Genomic DNA, 17,351 nt, shown 5'->3' with positions numbered 1-17,351 from the left:
GTCAGCGCGCCAGCCAGTCCAGGGCGACGGCCGCCGTCCAGGACTGGTGCAGGCTGCCCAGCGGCTCGCCGGTGAACGGCTCGTAGTACTCGCCGAAGTCGCCGCCGGCCAGCTGCCGCAGCGACGCCGCGCGCAGCCGCCGGGCGCCGTCGTCGTCGCCCTGACGCTCGAACGCCCAGCTGAACAGCCACGACACGATCGGCCAGACGGGGCCGCGCCAGTACGTGCGCGGCCGCAGGCCGGGGTCGGCCGGTGAGACCGACGGCGGCAGCGGATGCGCCAGCGCGGGGTGGCCGCACCAGCGCTCGCCCCAGAACAGCGCCCGCTGCGACCCGTCGTCGACGCCGCAGAACAGCGGCGCGAAGCCGGCCACCGTCTCCGTCGCGATCCAGCGTCCGGACCGGCGGTCGAGGTCGCGGGCCAGCCCCGTCGACGGCGACACCGTCGACCGGACACCGGCGCGGAACCGGGCGGCCAGCTCGCGCAGCTCGGCCGCGTCGTCGTCGAAGCCCAGCTCGTCGCCGATGCCGGCCAGCTCGTCGCTGGCGACGGCGAGGATGGCGGACATGAACACGTCGGCCACCCGGAACCCGACGACCTCGCGGGCCGCGTCGTCGTCGTAGCGGACCCGGCGCAGCTGCTCGACGATCCACAGGTACCGGCCGTACTCGGCGTCGGTGGGCCGCTCGCGCAGGTCGCCGACGTGGTCGACGTCGGTGCGGACGAACCCGGGCAGGTCGTCGCCCGGGACGACCGCGGCGTAGGGCTGGTCCCAGCGCGGCGAGTTGTCCATGCCGCTCTCCCAGCCGTGGTGGATCTCGACCAGCCCGCGGCCGTCCGGGTCGCGCGCGGTGGCCAGCCAGCGGTGCCAGGCCAGCCAGGCGCCGAAGGTGTCGCGGACGAACGCCTCGGCCTCCGCGCGGTCGGCCCCGCCGGCCGCACGACCGGCGTCGAGGATGCGGCGGACCGCGAGGGCGTGCACGGGTGGCTGGCAGATGCCGGACGTGCGGACGGCGGCCGGCGCGGCCGCCGCGGACTCCGTCGCCCACCGCTGCGGGCCCGGGAAGTAGCCGTCGCCCTCGGAGAACACGATGTGCGGGATCATCCCGGTCGCCCACTGGGCCCGCAGCAGCGTGCGCAGCTCGGTGATGGCGCGCGGCACCGACAGCCGGGCCAGCCCGACCGCGATCAGCCCGGAGTCCCAGCTCCACATGTGCGGGTAGAGCCGCGGCGCCGCCGCCGTCATGGAGCCGAGGTCGTTGCCGCGCAGGACGTCGGCCGCGCGGTCGCCGAGCCCCACGTCGCTGACCGGGACCCGCACGCGCGTCTCCTTCGCCCTCCGACGGGTAGTCGTCCCGACCAGGTTTCGATATCGTCCTAGTTTTGTCAAATCACTGGACGTAAGGGGCTACCGTGGCAGGGACGTCGCCCGGATGGCTGCTGCAGCTGATCCGGTCCCGCGACGGCTGGACCCGGCGGCAGTTGCTGGCCGAGACCGGGCTGTCCCGGATGACGCTGTTCGAGCGGCTGGACGCGCTGTTCCGGGCCGGGCTGGTGTACGAGGCAGGTCCGGCCGGGCCGACCGGCGGCCGCCCGGCGGCGCTGATCCGGTTCGCCGACCGCGGCCGCGTCGTGCTCGTCCTCGACCTCGACCACCACACCGGGCGCATCGCCGTCACCGACCTCACCGGACGCAGCCTGCGCGAGCGCGAGTTGCCCCTCGACATCGCCGGGCCGCCCGCGTCCGTGCTCGCTTCGGTCTGCGAAGTGGGTGCGTCGCTGCTGGCGTCCGGTGCCGGCGAGACGCTGGTCGGGGTCGGCGTCGCGCTACCCGGCCCGGTGTCGCCGGCGACCGGCCTGCTCCGCCCGGCGACGGTCATGCCCGGCTGGGACGGGTTCCCGATCGCCGCCGTCATCGGTTCCCACTGGCCGGTGCCGGTGCTGCTGGAGAACGACGCCCGGGCGCACGCGCTCGGCGAGGCGGCCGACCGGCCCGGCGTGACGCCGCTGCTGGCCGTGAAGTACGCGCACGGGATCGGCGCCGGACTCGTGCTGGACGGTGCGCTGCTGCGGGGGTTCGACGGCGCGGCCGGGGACATCGGGCACATCCGGGTCGGCGGGTCTGGGGCGGCGTCGTTGTCGGCGGCTCCGTCAGGGGCCGGGCCGGCGTCGTTGCCGGCGTCTGTGTCGGGGACCGGGGCGGGGGCCGGGCCGGTGTGCCGGTGCGGGCGGACGGGGTGCCTGGCCGCGTACGCGTCGGGCTACGCGCTGCTGCGCCGCCGCGGCGTGACGCCGTCGTCGTCGGATGACCTGGCCGAACGGCTGGCCGGATCCGCCGACCTGCGCGACGCGGCCGGGCTGCTGGGGCGGACGCTGGCCGGACTGGTCGCGCTGGTGAACCCGCGGACCATCGTGCTCGGCGGCGCCCTGGGCCGCCTCCCCGCCGTCGTCGACGAGGTGAGCGCCGCCGTGCGGGCCGACGCGCTGGACCGGCTGACCAGCGAGCTCGAGATCGTCCCGAGCACCGCCCACCACCCGGCCGCCGCCGGCATGGCCGCCCTCGTCACCGGCCACGTCTACGCTCCCGCCGCCGTCGACGCGGCCGTCGCGACCTGACCGCCCCGCCGCCCGCGCCCCCTGCACCGGCCCGCTGGCCGGACACCCGCTCCACGTACCTCGGGGCCGCTCGTGGTGCGATGGGTGTGCCGGCCCGGATGCCGCGTGCGCCGGATGCCGCGTGCGCCGGATGCCGCGTGCGCCGAATCGCGCCGAGGTGACACCCCGCCCGGCCGGGTGGGAGGCCCACCCTACGGGCGGGCACCGACAGAGTCGCCGCGAACGAGCCGACCGGCGCCGGCGCACCGGCCCGGCGGCTCCTCGGACGAGGCCCGTCCCACCGGCGAGCCCCGTTCCACCGGCGAGCCCCGACCCACGAGCGAAGCCCGGCCCACGAGCGAGCCCCGTCCCACCGGCGAGCCCGGACCCACGAGCAAAGCCCGGCCCACTGGCGTGGCCGACCTCGCGGGCGTGGTCGACCCCGAGCGAGGCCTGGCCCCGCAGACGGCGCCAAACCCACGAATGCAGCCCGGCCGACAGGCGAAGCCCAACCCGCGCGCCGGGCCCGCCCCACGGACGATGGCCCGGCGCGCGGACGAGGCTCAGAGCGCAGGTCGCCGTCGACGGGTCTGGCGGGCGGCCCAGTGGTCGATGACGGGCCGGGTCCAGAGCGGCACCCGCTGGTTCAGCGTCGCGACGGGCGGCGGCATCTGCTGGCGTGCGTGGTAGGCGTTGACCGTGCTTCTGGTCACACCGAGCAGCCGGGCGATCGCCGACGCCGTCAGGAGGGCCGCCGGGTCGAGTTCGGGGGCCCACAGGCCGACCACGACCGCGGACCGCGCCACGACCTCGTCGACCGGCACCTCCACGGTCGCCGACGCGCCGCCGAGCGTGGCCAGCGGGATGCACCACCGCAGCTCAGGACGTGCGTCGGGGCCTTCCAGCCAGTCGCGGTCGAGCAGGACGACCTCGCCGTCCTCGCGGCTGGCACGAGGGGCGCCGGCGTAGCGGCGACCGAAGGTGACGTCCTCGGCGCCGGGGACGGGCTGGCGCGTGGCGGTGTAGACCCAGGTTCCGCCCATCCGCAGATAGTTGCCGCCACCGACCACCAACTCGGCATCGGGCCAGGTCAGAGGGCGCAGAGCGGCCTCCAACTCGGCTCCGGCGTCGAGCACGGTCGCCTCCTGGGAGTACAGCCATTGGTTGTATATCGGGCAAAGCCCGCTTACAGTAGCCGCCGATGACCGCAGACAGGAAGGGCCCCGAGTGAGGAGACGATCTCTGGGGCCGATCATGGCCGCAGCTGTCACCGCCGGGTGCCTCACCTGGGGAATGACGTCCTCGACGGCAGCGCCTGATCCCCGAGCAGCGTCCACCGTGCCCTCGGTCGAGGAGGCGCAGGCCGACCTCGAGTCCGCCCAGGCGGCGTTCACCACCGCCCAGCAGACCGAGCAGGCCGCCCAGCAGCGGGCCGAGCAGGCCAGCCAGGCAGCCGCCGACGCACGGACGGCCGCCGACCAGGCGACCGCCCGGGCCGAGCGGGCCCGCGGCGAGAGCACCGACGCCGCCGCTGCGGCCGACACCGCTCGCGAGACGCTGGGCCGGCTGGCCGCGCACGCCTACATGACCAACTCCGAGCTCAGCGGTCTCATGCAGCTCGGCATCGCCGACCCCGAGGAGTTCCAGGCCCGGTCCACCGGCGTCTCGGAACTCATGCGGGTCCAGGACAGCGTCCTCGCCGAGGCGGCGGAGTCGCGCGCCAACGCGACCGACGCCGCCAGCCGGGCCGACGGCCACGCGGCCGCCGCGGCGGAGTCCGCGGCCGCCGCGGTGGAGCTGTCCGAGCAGGCCACCGCCGCGCTGGACGAGGCCTCGACGGCCTCCGCCGCCGCCAGCGAGCAGCTGCAGAAGGCGCGCGAGATCCACGCCGCCGCGGAGCAGGCCGCCCGCGATCGCGAGGAGGCCGAGAACCAGCCCGACCGCGGCGACCGCGACGACGGCGACAACGGCACCACGGACACGCCCCCGCCCAGCGGCGACGGCGTCTTCCAGCGCCCGTCCAGCGGCAGCATCACGTCGCCGTACGGCATGCGCGTGCACCCGCTGACCGGCGTCTACAAGCTGCACAGCGGCACCGACTTCGGCGCGGCCTGCGGCACGCCGGTCTACGCGGCCTACCCGGGCACCGTCGACTCCGCGAGCTACGCGGGCGCCTACGGCAACCGCATCGAGATCTCGCACGGCGACGTCAACGGCATGGACGTCACCACGACGTACAACCACCTGTCGGCGTTCAGCTCGAGCCGCGGCCAGTCCGTGGCGGCCGGCGACCTCATCGGCCGGGTCGGCACCACCGGGTCGTCGACGGGGTGCCACCTGCACTTCGAGGTGCTGGTGAACGGCAACTTCACCGACCCGATGGGCTGGCTGCAGTAACCCGTCAGCTCAGGTCGAGCTCGCGCAGCGCGTCCTGAATGCCGCGGTGGATGGTCGGGTAGGCGTAGATCATGTGCCGCAGCTGCTCGACCGGCACCCGGCCGTGCACCGCGACCGACAGCGCCCCGAGCACCTCGCCGCCGGTCGGGCCGGCCGACGTGGCGCCGACCAGCACGCCCTGGCCGGCGTCGGCGACCAGCTTGATGAAGCCGTCGTTGCCGGCCTTGTGGATCCAGCCGCGCGACGTCGACGGCACCTGCGTGCTGCCGGTGCGGACGTCCAGGCCCTGCTCGCGCGCCTGCGCCTCGGTGAGTCCGACGGCGCCGATCTCGGGGTCCATGAACGTCACGCGAGGCAGCGCGCGGTAGTCGGCCGGCGGGCCGTCCTGGCCGAGGATGTCGCGCGTGACGATGTCGGCCTGGTAGGTGGCCATGTGGGTGAACGCGCCGTGCCCGGTGACGTCGCCGACGCCCCAGAGCCGGTCACCGGCCCGCAGGCGGTCGTCGACCTCGAGGAAGCGGGCGGACGGGTCGAGGCCGACGGTGTCGACGCCGATGGCCGCGAGGTCGGTGCGCCGGCCGACGGCCACCAGCAGCTTCTCGGCGCTCAGCTCGGCGCCGTCGCCGAGCGTGACGGTGAACGACTCGCCGTCGTGGCGGACGGCCTCGGCGCCGGCGCCGACACGCACCTCGACGCCCTCAGCCGTCAGCACCCGCGCGGCCAGCTCGGACGACTCGGGCTCTTCGACGCCGAGCAGCCGGTCGGCCGCCTCGACGACGGTGACCCGCACGCCGAACCGGCCCAGCGCCTGCGCCAGTTCCAGTCCGATGGCGCCGCCGCCGAGCACCAGCAGCGACGCCGGCAGCTCCTTGGCCCGGACGGCGTCCTGGTTGGTCCAGTACGGGGTGCCGGCCAGCCCGTCGATCGGCGGCACGAACGGCGCCGTCCCGGTGCCGACGACCACCGCGCGGCCCGCCTCGTACACCGTCCCGCCGGCCTCGACCCGGCCCGGACCGGCCAGGCGGCCCCAGCCGCGGACGAACCGCGCGCCCTTGCCGACGAGGCGGTCGACGGCGACCTGGTCGTTCCAGTCGTCGGTGGCTTCGTCGCGGATGCGCGCGGCGACCGGCGCCCAGTCGGGGGTGACGTCCGCGTGACCGGCCATGCCGTCGACGCGTCGCCCCTCGGTCAGCAGGTCGGCCGCCCGGATGATCATCTTGGTCGGGATGCAGCCGTAGTAGGGGCATTCGCCGCCGACCAGCCGGCCCTCGATGCCGACCACGTTCAGACCCGCCTCGGCCAGCGATCCGGCGACCTGCTCGCCACCGACGCCGAGCCCCAGAACGACCACATCGACCTGCTCGCTCATCGCACCTCCCATGTTGCCGCCGAGCCTATGTCGATTCCCTCACGGCTCGTTCGTCAACGGTGATAGACAGCCACCGAGACGGAAGGACGAGGCGTCATGAAGTACATGCTCATGCTGTTCGAACGGGACACCGACTGGGACGCGGTGCCGGAGGCCGAGCGCACGGCGGCGCTGGACGAGCACGGGGCGTTCATCGCCTACCTGCGGGAGCGCGGCATCGAGTTCTCCGGCGAGGCGCTGCGGCCGTCCACGACGGCGACCACGCTGCGCCCGGCCGGGCCGGACCAGGAGCTGCTGGTGACGGACGGGCCGTACGTCGAGCTGAAGGAGAACCTCGCCGGCTTCTACATCGTCGAGGCCGCCGATCTCGACGACGCCGTCGAGATCGCCCGGCACTGCCCGACCGGCACCGGTACGGAGATCCGGCCGCTGTGGGACACCGGGATGTGACCGACGAGGTCGCCGGCGCGCACCGCCGGGGCTGGGCCCGCGTCCTGGCCACGGTGGTGCGCGTCACCCGCGACCTCGGCGCCGCTGAGGACGCCGTCCAGGAGGCGTTCGCCGCGGCCGTCGAGCTGTGGCCGCGTCAGGGCGTGCCGGACGACACCACCGCCTGGCTGACCACCGTCGCCCGCAACCGCGCCCTGGACGCCAGGCGGCGGGAGCAGACGCTGGCCCGCAAGCTGCCGCTGCTCATCGTCCCCGGCGACGACGCGCCGGCCGGCCGTGAGGCGATCGAGGACGAACGGCTGCGGCTGGTGTTCACGTGCTGCCATCCGGCGCTGTCGCTGCCGAGCCGGGTCGCGCTGACGCTGCGCCTGGTCTGCGGCGTCCCCACACCGGACGTCGCGCGGCTGTTCCTCGTGTCGCAACCGACGATGGCGGCGCGGCTGACCCGGGCGAAGAAGAAGATCCAGGCGGCCGGGATCCCGTACCGGGTGCCGGCGGAGCACGAACTGCCCGACCGGCTGCCCGCCGCGCTGGCGGTGGTGACGCTGCTGCTCACCGAGGGCCATACGGCGTCGCGGGGCTCGGGGCTGGGCCGGCCGGAACTCGTCCGCACGGCGACCGAGCTGGCCGAGGTCCTCGCCGAGCTGATGCCGGACGAAGCCGAGGTGCTGGGCCTGCTGGCGACCGTGCGGCTGGCCGCGGCCCGGCGCCCGGCCCGCCTCGACGACGACGGCGGGCTGGTGCTGCTGTCGGCGCAGGACCGGTCGCGCTGGGACCGTTCGCTGATCTCGGCCGGGTGCGCGCTGGCGGCGCAGGCCATGCGGCGCGCTGTGCCGGGGCGGGCCGGGCCGTACGCGCTGCAGGCGGCGATCTCGGCGGTGCACTCGGAGGCGGCGACGTACGAGGCGACCGACTGGCCCCAGGTCGTCGCGTTGTACGACCTGCTGCTGGCCGTGGCGCCGTCACCCGTGACGGCGCTGGCCCGAGTGGCCGCGTGGTCGCACGTGGCCGGGCCGGGGCCGGCGCTCGCCGAGGTCGCTTCACTGGGCGACGACGCACGGCTGCGCGGGTACTACGGCGTGCCGGCCGTCCGGGCCGACCTGCTGCGGCGGCTGGGCCGGACGGCGGAAGCGGCGGCCTCCTACGAGGAAGCCGCCGCCTTGACCGCCAACGAGGTGGAACGGTCGTCTCTGCTGACTCAGGCCGCCGGCCTCCGTGGGACGGGACGTCGGCCCGGGTAGACGCGAGCTTGTCGGTGCCAGCCCGTAGGTGACCCACCCGGTCCGGGGCGGGGCGTGCCCACCCGGCGCGCGGCGAACGCCGAGTTAGACGAACGCCGTGCTCAGCGAACTGGGCACGATGAGCCGGCCGGCGCCGACGAAGTGCCGCTCAGCGCGCGCTATAGCGCCGGCGGAACTTCTCGACCTGGCCCGCGGAGTCCAGCACCCGCGCCTTCCCCGTGTAGAACGGGTGACTGGCGGACGAGATCTGGACGTCCACGACCGGGTACGTGGCGCCGTCGTCCCAGACGACCGTGCGGTCGGCGCGGGCGGTCGAGCGGGTGAGGAACGCCAGGCCGGCGTCGGCGTCGCGGTAGACGACCGGGCGGTAGTCGGGGTGGATGTGCTTCTTCACGACAGCCTCCTTCTGATTGTCGTTCTCAACAACATGCCTCGGCCGCCGGACATTCCCGCGAGCGCCGCGGCCCGGTATCCTCGACGACGTGCCGACCTACGAGTTCCGCTGCCGCTCCTGCGGCTCGACCTTCGACGTCGTGCGGCCCATGGCCGACGCGAGCGCCGCGGCGCTCTGCCCGGCCGGCCACGACGACACCGTGAAGCTGCTGACCACCGTGGGCCTGGCCGGCCGAGCCGGCGGCGACTCCGCACCCACGGGCGGCGGCTGCTGTGGCGGTGCCTGCGGCTGCGGCTGACCGTACGACAGGTCCAGGCCGGCAACGGAGCCGGTCGAGGGGGGACCGCGATGAACGTCCACCACCACGCCATCGTCATCAACTGGGCCGACGAGGCCGAGCGGCTGTGCGCCGCCGTCGCCGACGACGCCGCCTGGTACACGTCCGTCGCCGGTGAGCTGGCCCGGCCCGGCGACCGGCTGGCCGTCGACATCGGCTGCGGCGGCGCCGGCATGGCGGTCGCACTGGGCGCCGCGCTGCCGCCGCCCGCGTTCGTCGTCGGGGTCGACGGCGACGGCGACGTGCTCGACGCGGCGCGCCGGCGCATCCTCGAGGCCGGCGTCGACGACGGCCACATCAGGCTGCTGCGCGCCGACCTCGACACCGACCTCGCCGTCCTGCCGCTGGTGGCGCGCGGCGCGGACATCATCTGGGCGTCGTCGTCGATCCACCATCTCGCCGACCAGCAGGCGGCCATCGACGCGCTGGCGGCGCTGCTCGCGCCCGGCGGCCGGATCGCGCTGGCCGAGGGCGGGCTGCCCGCGCAGCACCTGCCGTGGGACGTCGGCGTCGGCGAGCCCGGTCTCGAGGTGCGGCTGGCCGCCGCCGAGGACCGCTGGTTCGCGCGCATGCGGGCCGGCGTCCCGGGCAGCGTCGCGATGCCGTACGGCTGGTGCACCGCGCTGCGCCGGGCCGGCCTCGTCGACGTCACCACGAAAACGTTCACGTTCGAGCGCCCGGTGCCGTTGTGCGACGAGGATCTGCGCTCGGTGCTACTGAGCCTGCGGCACCGGGTCGGCCGCGCCGTCGCCGACGAGGAACTGCGCCCGGACGACGAGGCGGCGTGGGCCCGCCTGCTCGACCCCGAGGACGACGCCTGGCTCGGCCACCGCGACGACGTGTGCTCGCTCAGCGCGCGCAGCGTCCACGTGGGCCACCGCGCCGCCGTCTAGCAGCGGCGCATCGCCCACGGCGAACGCCGGGAATTGAGCGTGGTCGACTCAAGTTATAGCCGTCAGACCTGGTGATCCCAGGTACTCTGACCACGAAGGAGAGTCGCCATGAGCACCACCCTCGCACCGTTCGCCGACGTCGACCGCCTGTTCCGCACGTTCTGGGACGCGCCCGTCACCGCCGGCTCCACCAAGGGCTTCGCCCCCGCCGCCGACCTCGCTCGCGAGGGCGACGACCTGGTGGCCCGCTTCGACCTCCCGGGAATCGACCCGGAGAACGACGTCACCGTCGAGGTCGAGGGGCGCCGGCTGGTCGTGCGCGGCGAGCGCAAGGACGTCCGCGACGAGAACGGCACCGGCCGCCGGGTCCGCGAGGTCCGTTACGGCAGCTTCCGCCGCACCGTCGCGCTCCCGGTCGCGGCCGACCCGAGCGCCGTCAGCGCGAGCTACGACGCCGGCGTCCTCACCGTGACGGTGTCCGGCGTCTACGCGGGCACCTCGCCCACCCGCATCGAGGTGCAGCGCGCCGCCTGACGCGGGGCGCGAACACCGACGGCCGGGGCGGTCCACAGCGGACCGCCCCGGCCGTTTAGCGTCCCCGGGTCCCGTGGGGTCGCGGCGGTGTCAGGGCTCGATGCCGACCACGGAGTCGACCCGCAGCGGCGTGCCCTGCTGGCACGTGGTCATGACGTCGGTCTGCACCTCGCCGGTGATCTGCACCTCACGGCCGGACGCGATGAGCTCCTGGTCGCCGCCCATCAGCAGGTAGCCGTCGAGCAGCCAGCAGCCGGCCTCGACACCGGGGGTCGGGAACCCGGTCAGCTGGACCGGCCCCTCGGGCACGGTGGTGGGCTGCGGGACCGGGGTCTCCGACGGCAGCGGCGTGGTGCCCGGGTCGGTCGGCGACGTCGTCGGGACGTCGGTGGGCAGGTCGTCGGGCGGCGTCGGCTCGTCGGTGGGCACCGACGGCGTGACGCTGGGCTCGCCGGACGACGTGGACGTCGCCGTCGGGTCGTCGCCGCCCGTGGCGGGCACGTCGTCGCCACACGCCGTCAGCAGCAGGACCGTCGCCGCCACGGCAGCCGTCAGCACCCCGTTCAGCCTCACGATGATCAGACGTCCGGCGCCCCGCCGCGGTTCCGGAGACATCACCTAGATGAGTGAGTCCTATTGATCTTGTGGGTGTGTCGCTGTCGATAGACATGGGTGGAGGGCGTCGAGGATCAGTGTGTGAGCAATGATCTTGACGCCCTCCTGACCGCACTCTATGTCCATGTCGAGGATCGTGTCTTCCCGGTGTTGGGGTGGTCGCGTGATCACCGGCCGGGCCGCAAGCCGGGGCTGTCCGACGGTGAACTGATCACCCTGGCGGTGGCGCAGCAGCTGCTCGGCGTGGCGTCGGAACGGCGGTGGGTCCGGTTCGCGCGCGCCCGGCTGGGCGGACTGTTCCCCTACCTGCCCGGCCAGTCCGGATACGGCAAACGACTCCGGTCCTTGGGAGGGCTGCTCGCCGCGGTCATCACCGAACTGGCCCGGGACACGCCGTCCTGGCACGACGATCTGCGGCTGCTGGATTCCACCCCGCTGCCGTGCGCGGCGTCGCGGGAGACGGTGAAGCGCTCGGACCTGGCCGGGCACGCCGGTTACGGCTACTGCGCCAGTCACTCGCGGTACTTCTGGGGATTCCGGCTCTACCTGGTCACCACCGCCGAGGGCATGCCGATCATCTGGGGCCTGGCCAACCCCAAGATCGGCGAACGCGACGCCGCCCGAGCGCTCCTCGACCACGACCACCACCTCGTCGCGTCCGGGCAGGTCATCCTCGCCGACAAAGGGTTCGCCGGGCGCGACTTCGACCAGTTCGTCACCAGCCTGGGCGCGCACCTGATCCGCCCCGACCGCAAAGACGAACCGACCAGACGGGGCAAACTGGCCCGGGTCCGCCAATGGATCGAAGCCGTCTTCGACACCCTGAAAGGCCAGCTCACCCTCGAGGAACACGGCGCCCGCACCCTGAACGGAGTCCACGCCCGCATCGCCGCACGACTACTCGCCCTCGCCACCGCGATCTGGCACAACTGGCACACCGGCACCCAAGCCAAACGATCCCTGATCGCCTACGACCACTAACGATCAATCGGACTCACTCATCTAGGGTGAACGCGTGATCTGGACCGTCGCCACCGCAACCGGGCGCCTCGTCGTCCGCGAGCAACTGGAGCCCGACGACGAGCCCGGGCTGCTGGAGCTCTTCGCCGCCTGCGACGACTGGTTCGAGGCGACCACCGGCGGCCCGTCCGGACCGGGCGACGTGCAGAGTCTGTTCTACGCGCTGCCCGAGGGCGCGTCGTTCGAGGACAAGCGGCTGTTCACGATCCGCGACGGCGAGAAGATCGTCGGGCTGATCGACGCCGTGCTCGGGCACCCGCACCGCACCGCCGTCGCGGTGGGCCTGTTCCTCGTGGCGCCGTCGCACCGCGGCCGCGGCGTCGGCGCCGCCGTCGCCCGCGTCCTGCTCGACGAGGCGCGCGAGAGCGGCCTCGACACCGTCACCGCGTCGGCGCACAACGCATGGCCGCCGGGGCAGGCGTTCCTGCGCACGCTCGGGTTCACCGTCGGGCCGCCGGCCGAGCCGTCCGGCAACCGCGCCACCGCTGCCGGCGAGACGCCGGCCCGCCGCGCCACGCTCACCCTCCAGCCGTAACGCAACCAAGGGTTGCGCATCGGGACCTGCCGTTCTACAGTCATACGCAACCACTAGTTGCGAGAAGACGGGACAGCGCGATGGAGTACGGCAGCATCGAACGGGAGCTCCACATCGAGGCCGCTCCCGAGATCGTCTACGAGGTCCTCAGCATGCCCGAGCACCTGCGCGAATGGTGGCCCGACGACGCCGAGCTGGGCGCCGCGGTCCCCGGCGCCACGGGCTCCATCACCTTCGGCGACCCGGCCGGGCCCGACGCCAAGGTCGAGGCGATCACCGTCGTCGAGGCCGACCCGCCGCGGCGGTTCGCGTTCCGCTGGGTCTACGACGACGACGCCGCGGCGACGGCGGGCAACTCGCTGCTGGTGACGTTCGACCTCGAGCCGTCCGGCACCGGCACGCTGGTGCGGTTCCGCGAGACCGGATTCCGCGAACGCGGCTGGGAGGCGGCCGTGCTCGAGGAGATGTACCGCGGCAACGTCGCCGGCTGGGACCACTTCCTGCCGCGCCTCGTCGCCTACGTCGACCGCCTGGTGTCGGCGCCATGACCGGCCCGATCGACGACGAGCTCTGGTCGGCGGTCGGCGACCCGACCCGGCGGCGCATCCTCGACCTGCTGCTGGCCGGCGGCGGAGGCACGGCGACGACGCTGAGCGAACGGCTGCCGGTGTCGCGGCAGGCGGTCGCCAAGCACCTCGGCGTCCTCGACCGCGTCGGGCTCGTGCACGGCACGCCGTCGGGCCGGGAACGCCGCTACGACGTCGACGAGTCCCAACTGGCCCGCGCGGTCGCCCAGCTGACCTCCGTCGGCGCCACCTGGGACGCCCGGCTGGGCCGCATCAAGCGCATCTCCGAGGCGATCCAGCGCCGACGTCAGGGCTGACCCCCCGGCGCCCGGACCCACTCGCCGTCACGACCGTGGCGGCGCTACCGAAGCGCGCCCGGACACCGGGCGCCACCTCAGGAAGAGGACACACCATGGCCGAGATCCTGCACCGCATCGGCGCGACCACCACGCCCGGCACCGTCTACGCGGCCCTCACCACGATCGACGGGCTGGCCGGCTGGTGGACCGTCAAGACCAAAGACGCCGGCGACGACGTCATCAGGTTCCGCTTCGACGCGCCGCACGGCGAGGACGGTTTCGACATGAAGGTGCTCGAGACCGTCCCCGCCGAGCTGGTGCGCTGGGAGGTCGTCGACGGCCCGGCGGAGTGGATCGGGACCCGGATCCGCTTCGACCTCAAGCAGGAGGACGACTTCACCGTCGTGCTGTTCAAGCACGAGGGCTGGCGGGAGCCGGTCGAGTTCATGTACCACTGCAGCACGAAGTGGGCCACGTTCCTCATGAGCCTCAAGGAGTTCGCCGAGACCGGCTCCGGCCACCCCGCGCCCGACGACGTCCAGATCAGCAACTGGCACTAGGGATCCCTAGCTGCGGCGCTGGTAGATGGTCACGAGGACGCCGTCGCCGTAGGTCGTGGCCTCGGACAGCTTCCACACGAGCTTGTCCGGGGTCGCGGTCCAGAGCTTGCGGCCGTGGCCCAGGACGACGGGGAACGTCATGAGGTGGATCTCGTCGACGAGGTCGTGCGCCAGCAGCCCCTGGGCCAGCCGGATGCTGCCGGCCACCGAGATCTCGCCGTCGACGTCCCGCTTGAGCCGGGTCACCTCCTCGACGAGGTCGCCGGAGAGCACGGTGGTGTTGGGCCAGGTCGGGTTGGTGAGCGTGCTGGAGACGACGTACTTGGGCATGCTGTTGTACTTGTCGGCGAGCTCGCCCTCGTACTGCGGCCAGGCCTCGGAGAACCCGTCGTAGGTGGCGCGCCCCAGCAGCAGCGCGGTGGAGCCGAGCGCCTCGGTCTCCTTGAACCGCTCGCCGTCGGCGCCGCGGTCGAACTCGAAGCTCCAGTCCTGGTACTTGAAGTCCTCGCCGCCGGGCGCCTCGACGACGCCGTCGAGCGAGATGAACTCGGTGAGCACGATCGTTCCCATGTCAGGCCTCCTTGACGAACGCGCGGAGCTCGGCGGCGAGCACCTCGGGCGTCGTGCTGTGCTCCTCGCCCGGGACGACCCGGTGCGTCGCGGTGGGCAGGTGCCTGGCGATGGCCTCTGCCGCCGTGGCGAGGAACGGCCAGGTGTCCTTGCCGTTCATGACGAGGACCGGCACGTCGACGCGGTCCCAGAGGCCGGCCCGCAGCGGCCTGCCCGACATCGCGTCGCCGACGTTGCGGCCGTCGTAGGCGATGGTGGGCGCGACCGCCTCGAGCACAGGCCACTCCGCGGGGTCCTGACGCAGCTCGGCGACCATCTCGTCCGGCAGGAGGACCGCCGCGGTCAGGAACAGGGCGACGGCGTCGCCGGGCCGGCCCGCGGCGACGGCGGCCTCGACCTGGTCGACGTAGTCGGCCGGCAGCGGCGGGCGGGTGTCGTCGACGACGGCGTTCGGCTCGAACAGCGCGATGCGGGCGATCGGGGCGCCGGCCTGTGCCGCGTTGAGCGCGAGGTTGCCGCCGGAGGACCAGCCGAACACCGTCGCCGGGCCGCCTCCGCCGGCCTGGTCGATGATCGCGGCGAGGTCGTCGAACTCGCGCTCGACGGCGTAGGGCAGGGTGTCGCCGCTCTCGCCGCGGCCGCGGCGGTCGTAGTTGATCACGAGGAACTCGTCGGCGAGCAGTTCCGCCGTCGGCGCGTTCTCGGGGGTGGTGGCGCGATAGGCGGTCACGCCGTCGATGATGACGATCGGGTGGCCGGCGCCCCACGCCGTGTAGGCGATGCGGGTGCCGTCGGCCGAGGTGATCGTGCCGTGGTGCATGGTCGTCAGGCCCTTCGTCCGGTCCTGCGGTGTCCGTCACCGCCATGAACGACGCTAGGGACCGTCCGCGTCCTCGGGCTTGTACAGGAGCGACAGCACGTCGTCGTCGGCGTCGCCCTGCCGCAGCTGGGTCGCGGTGCGGCCGATGAACCGCTGCAGCGAACGCGCCAGGTGCGGCTGGTCGTAGTAGCCGCACCGGTGCACGACGTCGAGCGGCTCCGCACCCTCGCCGAGCAGCATCGCGGCCAGGCGGGCGCGTTCGATCTGCCGGATCGCGCCCTGGGTGAGGCCGGTGGCGGCGGCCACCCGCCGCTGCACCGACCTGGCACCCACGCGGGCGATGCCGCCCCACACGACCTCGTCGACCATCGGATCGCGGACGATCACGCCGTCGCGCACCAGCCGCTGGACCAGCGCCTCGGCGTCGTCCATGCCGGGGATCTCCCACTCGTCGCCGCCCAGCGCGAACGTCCGGGCGGTGACCCGCGACATCTCCAGCTCGCCGTCGACGAGCTCGGCGATGGGCAGCCGCGGCATCGACGTGCCGTGCGCGAACGCGATGCCGAACGCCTCCGAGTCGCCGGTGATCTCCGCGGTGGACGCGGACGTCTCGGGCCCGCGGACGCCGGCGTGCACGACGCCGCCGTCGGTCCAGAACACCAGCTCCCAGGTCGACGACGCGACCGAGGTCATCCGCCCGGTGCCGGACGTGCGACCCCACCAGACCCGTGCCACGTAGGGCGAGTCCGACGCGCGATGACCGCTCTCGATCGGCATGCCGCGGGCCCCGGCGTCAGAGCGGCTGGGCCGGGGTGACCGCCTGGGTGTGGACGACGACGTCGAACCACTCGCCCAGGGTGCCGCCGTACGCGATCGACGCGACGCCGTACTCGGGCCGGCCGCGCGTCACGAGCGGGGCGTCGAGCCAGTCGCGCACCGCGGGCGGGCCGGCCCGGTCGATCCGCAGCACGAACCGGTCCGCGTCGACGTCGCCGAGCGGCCGCTCGAACCAGCCGTCGAGCGCCGGCGGCAGCTCGACGGTGGCGCCGTCGCCGGTCCGGTGGGTGCCGTGGTCGAAGGTGAACCCGATCGGCACGTAGCCGCGGCCGTACCAGTCCTCGAGGTACGAGCCCGCGCTGGCGAAGACGGTGTCGTCCTCGCCCGGCTCGGTGAGCGTCAGCCGTGGCGCGTCGGCGACGTGTGCCGAGGCCGCCCAGTAGACGGTGCGTGCGTCCGTGTGCCGCTGCCACCAGCGCACGTTCTCGGCCGCCCGGGCGTCGCGGTAGGTGGGGATGTCGCCCCACGGCAGGCTGAACGCCTCGTACCAGAACCGGATCTGCCGCGCGTGCTGCGCGACGACCTCGTGCCCGGGCCCGGGGTCGATGGACGCGACGATGCGCTCGACCTCGTACGCGGCCTGGACGTACGGCGCCTTGTCCGGCTCCGCCATGTAGGTGCCCAGGTGCGCGCCGATGTCGTCGTCCTCGGGCTCCACCCACTCGTACTGCGCCTCCAGGTCGGCCGTCCGGTCCGGCGCGTTCGCGGCGACGTAGTCCGCGACGGCGTCGTAGGCGGCCAGCCCGGTCGCGAAGTACTCCGCCCCGGCCACCTCGACGTCGCCGGCGTGCGTGTCGTTGTACCGGCGCAGCCACTGGAACAGGTCGCGGATCTCGGTGGTCTGCCAGATGTCCTCCAGCGTGCCCAGCACGGCCTCGAGGTCGTCGCGGCGGCCGAGCACGTAGTCGTTCAGGGGCAGCGCCGCGGTCCAGTCCATCTCGAACGCGACCGCGCGGACGCCTCCGTACGTGACGAGGTGGCGCAGGTAGCGCGCCTTCAGCTCGGTGACCTCGCCGATCAGGTGTCCGGGCTCGCCGAGCCCGATCACCCGTGCGCCGGCGGTGGCGGCGGCCACCGTCAGGAGGTCGCGTCCGGGCCGGGCCGGATCGTCGGGGACGGGGACGGCGTGCCGCTCGGCCCACCGGGTGACCGGCGCGACGGGCTCCGGCGACGCGGGCGCGGCCGTCGCCGGCACGCCCGTCGCCACCAGGGCGAGCGCGGCCGCGCCGGCGGCGAGGCCGAGCATGGTGCTACGGGTTCTCACGGATACCTCCTGAGCGGGTGTGTGGAACCCCACGCTCGCGTGCGCGCTGCTCGCA

21 protein-coding genes are annotated in these 17,351 nt (G+C 73.9%); 12 read left to right on the top strand and 9 right to left on the bottom strand.

Translation table 11 applies throughout. From position 1 onward, the window contains the following. Window position 1 precedes the first annotated feature (1 nt). Window positions 2–1,321, bottom strand: coding sequence for a glucosylglycerate hydrolase (ggh, locus tag BLV02_RS27035; protein ID WP_069112357.1), 1,320 nt, complete (start codon window positions 1,319–1,321; stop codon window positions 2–4). A gap of 92 nt (window positions 1,322–1,413) precedes the next feature. On the opposite strand from ggh, the gene BLV02_RS27030 reads away from it, so the two are divergent. Then, a complete protein-coding gene (locus tag BLV02_RS27030) occupies window positions 1,414–2,616 on the top strand; it encodes an ROK family transcriptional regulator (protein WP_069112356.1) in 1,203 nt (400 codons plus the stop codon). Between the two features lie 542 nt (window positions 2,617–3,158). On the opposite strand, the gene BLV02_RS27025 is transcribed toward BLV02_RS27030, so the two are convergent. Next, complete coding sequence (locus BLV02_RS27025) at window positions 3,159–3,731, bottom strand: helix-turn-helix transcriptional regulator (protein ID WP_069112355.1); 573 nt, start codon at window positions 3,729–3,731, stop codon at window positions 3,159–3,161. 202 nt (window positions 3,732–3,933) lie between these two features. Here BLV02_RS27025 and BLV02_RS27020 point away from each other — a divergent pair, with 202 nt between their 5' ends. Further along, window positions 3,934–4,992, top strand: coding sequence for a M23 family metallopeptidase (locus BLV02_RS27020; RefSeq protein ID WP_069112354.1), 1,059 nt, complete (start codon window positions 3,934–3,936; stop codon window positions 4,990–4,992). Window positions 4,993–4,996: 4 nt separating this feature from the next. On the opposite strand, the gene BLV02_RS27015 is transcribed toward BLV02_RS27020, so the two are convergent. Beyond that, window positions 4,997–6,361 carry a dihydrolipoyl dehydrogenase family protein gene (locus BLV02_RS27015; protein WP_069112353.1) on the bottom strand — a complete coding sequence of 455 codons (1,365 nt, stop codon included), beginning with the start codon at window positions 6,359–6,361 and terminating at the stop codon, window positions 4,997–4,999. A gap of 96 nt (window positions 6,362–6,457) precedes the next feature. Between BLV02_RS27015 and BLV02_RS27010 the strand changes: the two genes are divergently transcribed. Together BLV02_RS27010 and BLV02_RS27005 are read left to right on the top strand one after the other, a co-directional pair. After that, window positions 6,458–6,811 (top strand): YciI family protein, encoded by a 354-nt coding sequence (locus BLV02_RS27010; protein ID WP_069112352.1) that lies wholly within the window; start codon window positions 6,458–6,460, stop codon window positions 6,809–6,811. Continuing rightward, complete coding sequence (locus tag BLV02_RS27005; protein ID WP_069112351.1) at window positions 6,808–8,052, top strand: RNA polymerase sigma factor; 1,245 nt, start codon at window positions 6,808–6,810, stop codon at window positions 8,050–8,052. The genes BLV02_RS27010 and BLV02_RS27005 overlap by 4 nt, the downstream gene beginning before the upstream one ends. 148 nt (window positions 8,053–8,200) lie before the next feature. On the opposite strand, the gene BLV02_RS27000 is transcribed toward BLV02_RS27005, so the two are convergent. Next, complete coding sequence (locus BLV02_RS27000; RefSeq protein WP_069112350.1) at window positions 8,201–8,446, bottom strand: type B 50S ribosomal protein L31; 246 nt, start codon at window positions 8,444–8,446, stop codon at window positions 8,201–8,203. 88 nt (window positions 8,447–8,534) lie between these two features. On the opposite strand from BLV02_RS27000, the gene BLV02_RS26995 reads away from it, so the two are divergent. The 3 genes from BLV02_RS26995 (at window position 8,535) to BLV02_RS26985 (ending at window position 10,210) form a co-directional block, all read left to right on the top strand. Next, window positions 8,535–8,744: an FmdB family zinc ribbon protein gene (locus BLV02_RS26995; RefSeq protein ID WP_069112349.1), complete on the top strand. Its 210-nt coding sequence runs from the start codon at window positions 8,535–8,537 to the stop codon at window positions 8,742–8,744. A 50-nt stretch (window positions 8,745–8,794) separates the two neighbouring features. Next, a complete protein-coding gene (locus BLV02_RS26990; RefSeq protein WP_069112348.1) occupies window positions 8,795–9,676 on the top strand; it encodes a methyltransferase in 882 nt (293 codons plus the stop codon). 108 nt (window positions 9,677–9,784) lie between these two features. Continuing rightward, window positions 9,785–10,210 (top strand): Hsp20/alpha crystallin family protein, encoded by a 426-nt coding sequence (locus tag BLV02_RS26985; protein ID WP_069112347.1) that lies wholly within the window; start codon window positions 9,785–9,787, stop codon window positions 10,208–10,210. Window positions 10,211–10,300: 90 nt separating this feature from the next. Here BLV02_RS26985 and BLV02_RS26980 read toward each other — a convergent pair whose 3' ends face one another. Further along, window positions 10,301–10,783 carry a hypothetical protein gene (locus BLV02_RS26980; RefSeq protein ID WP_069112647.1) on the bottom strand — a complete coding sequence of 161 codons (483 nt, stop codon included), beginning with the start codon at window positions 10,781–10,783 and terminating at the stop codon, window positions 10,301–10,303. Between the two features lie 123 nt (window positions 10,784–10,906). Between BLV02_RS26980 and BLV02_RS26975 the strand changes: the two genes are divergently transcribed. The 5 genes from BLV02_RS26975 to BLV02_RS26955 all read left to right on the top strand — a co-directional run bounded on the left by BLV02_RS26975 (window position 10,907) and on the right by BLV02_RS26955 (window position 13,805). Continuing rightward, window positions 10,907–11,806, top strand: coding sequence for an IS982 family transposase (locus BLV02_RS26975; RefSeq protein WP_074946532.1), 900 nt, complete (start codon window positions 10,907–10,909; stop codon window positions 11,804–11,806). Between the two features lie 34 nt (window positions 11,807–11,840). Then, on the top strand, window positions 11,841–12,380 hold the full coding sequence (locus tag BLV02_RS26970) for a GNAT family N-acetyltransferase (RefSeq protein ID WP_141711324.1): 540 nt from the start codon (window positions 11,841–11,843) through the stop codon (window positions 12,378–12,380). An 80-nt stretch (window positions 12,381–12,460) separates the two neighbouring features. Beyond that, window positions 12,461–12,928, top strand: a complete 468-nt coding sequence (locus tag BLV02_RS26965; RefSeq protein WP_069108782.1) for an SRPBCC family protein — start codon at window positions 12,461–12,463, stop codon at window positions 12,926–12,928. Then, window positions 12,925–13,263, top strand: coding sequence for an ArsR/SmtB family transcription factor (locus BLV02_RS26960; RefSeq protein ID WP_069108783.1), 339 nt, complete (start codon window positions 12,925–12,927; stop codon window positions 13,261–13,263). Before BLV02_RS26965 ends, BLV02_RS26960 begins: the two co-directional genes overlap by 4 nt. 95 nt (window positions 13,264–13,358) lie before the next feature. Further along, entirely contained in the window at window positions 13,359–13,805 is a 447-nt protein-coding gene (locus BLV02_RS26955) for an SRPBCC family protein (protein WP_069108784.1), read from the top strand. A gap of 6 nt (window positions 13,806–13,811) precedes the next feature. Here the strand turns inward: BLV02_RS26955 and BLV02_RS26950 are convergent, their stop codons facing one another. From BLV02_RS26950 to BLV02_RS26935, 4 genes are read right to left on the bottom strand one after another with little or no spacing between them, the layout of a single operon-like run. After that, on the bottom strand, window positions 13,812–14,375 hold the full coding sequence (locus BLV02_RS26950; RefSeq protein ID WP_069108785.1) for a dihydrofolate reductase family protein: 564 nt from the start codon (window positions 14,373–14,375) through the stop codon (window positions 13,812–13,814). 1 nt (window position 14,376) lies between these two features. After that, window positions 14,377–15,195 carry an alpha/beta fold hydrolase gene (locus BLV02_RS26945; protein ID WP_069108786.1) on the bottom strand — a complete coding sequence of 273 codons (819 nt, stop codon included), beginning with the start codon at window positions 15,193–15,195 and terminating at the stop codon, window positions 14,377–14,379. A gap of 54 nt (window positions 15,196–15,249) precedes the next feature. Continuing rightward, window positions 15,250–15,972, bottom strand: a complete 723-nt coding sequence (locus BLV02_RS26940; protein ID WP_069108787.1) for a helix-turn-helix transcriptional regulator — start codon at window positions 15,970–15,972, stop codon at window positions 15,250–15,252. A gap of 16 nt (window positions 15,973–15,988) precedes the next feature. Further along, window positions 15,989–17,296: an erythromycin esterase family protein gene (locus tag BLV02_RS26935; protein WP_171906611.1), complete on the bottom strand. Its 1,308-nt coding sequence runs from the start codon at window positions 17,294–17,296 to the stop codon at window positions 15,989–15,991. Window positions 17,297–17,351: the final 55 nt, after the last annotated feature.

Origin of the sequence: Jiangella alba (genome assembly GCF_900106035.1) — a bacterium.
GTDB classification, from domain to species: domain Bacteria; phylum Actinomycetota; class Actinomycetes; order Jiangellales; family Jiangellaceae; genus Jiangella; species Jiangella alba.
The sequence above is the reverse complement of the archived record's forward strand: the minus strand, read 5'-3'. Positions and strand labels throughout refer to the sequence as shown.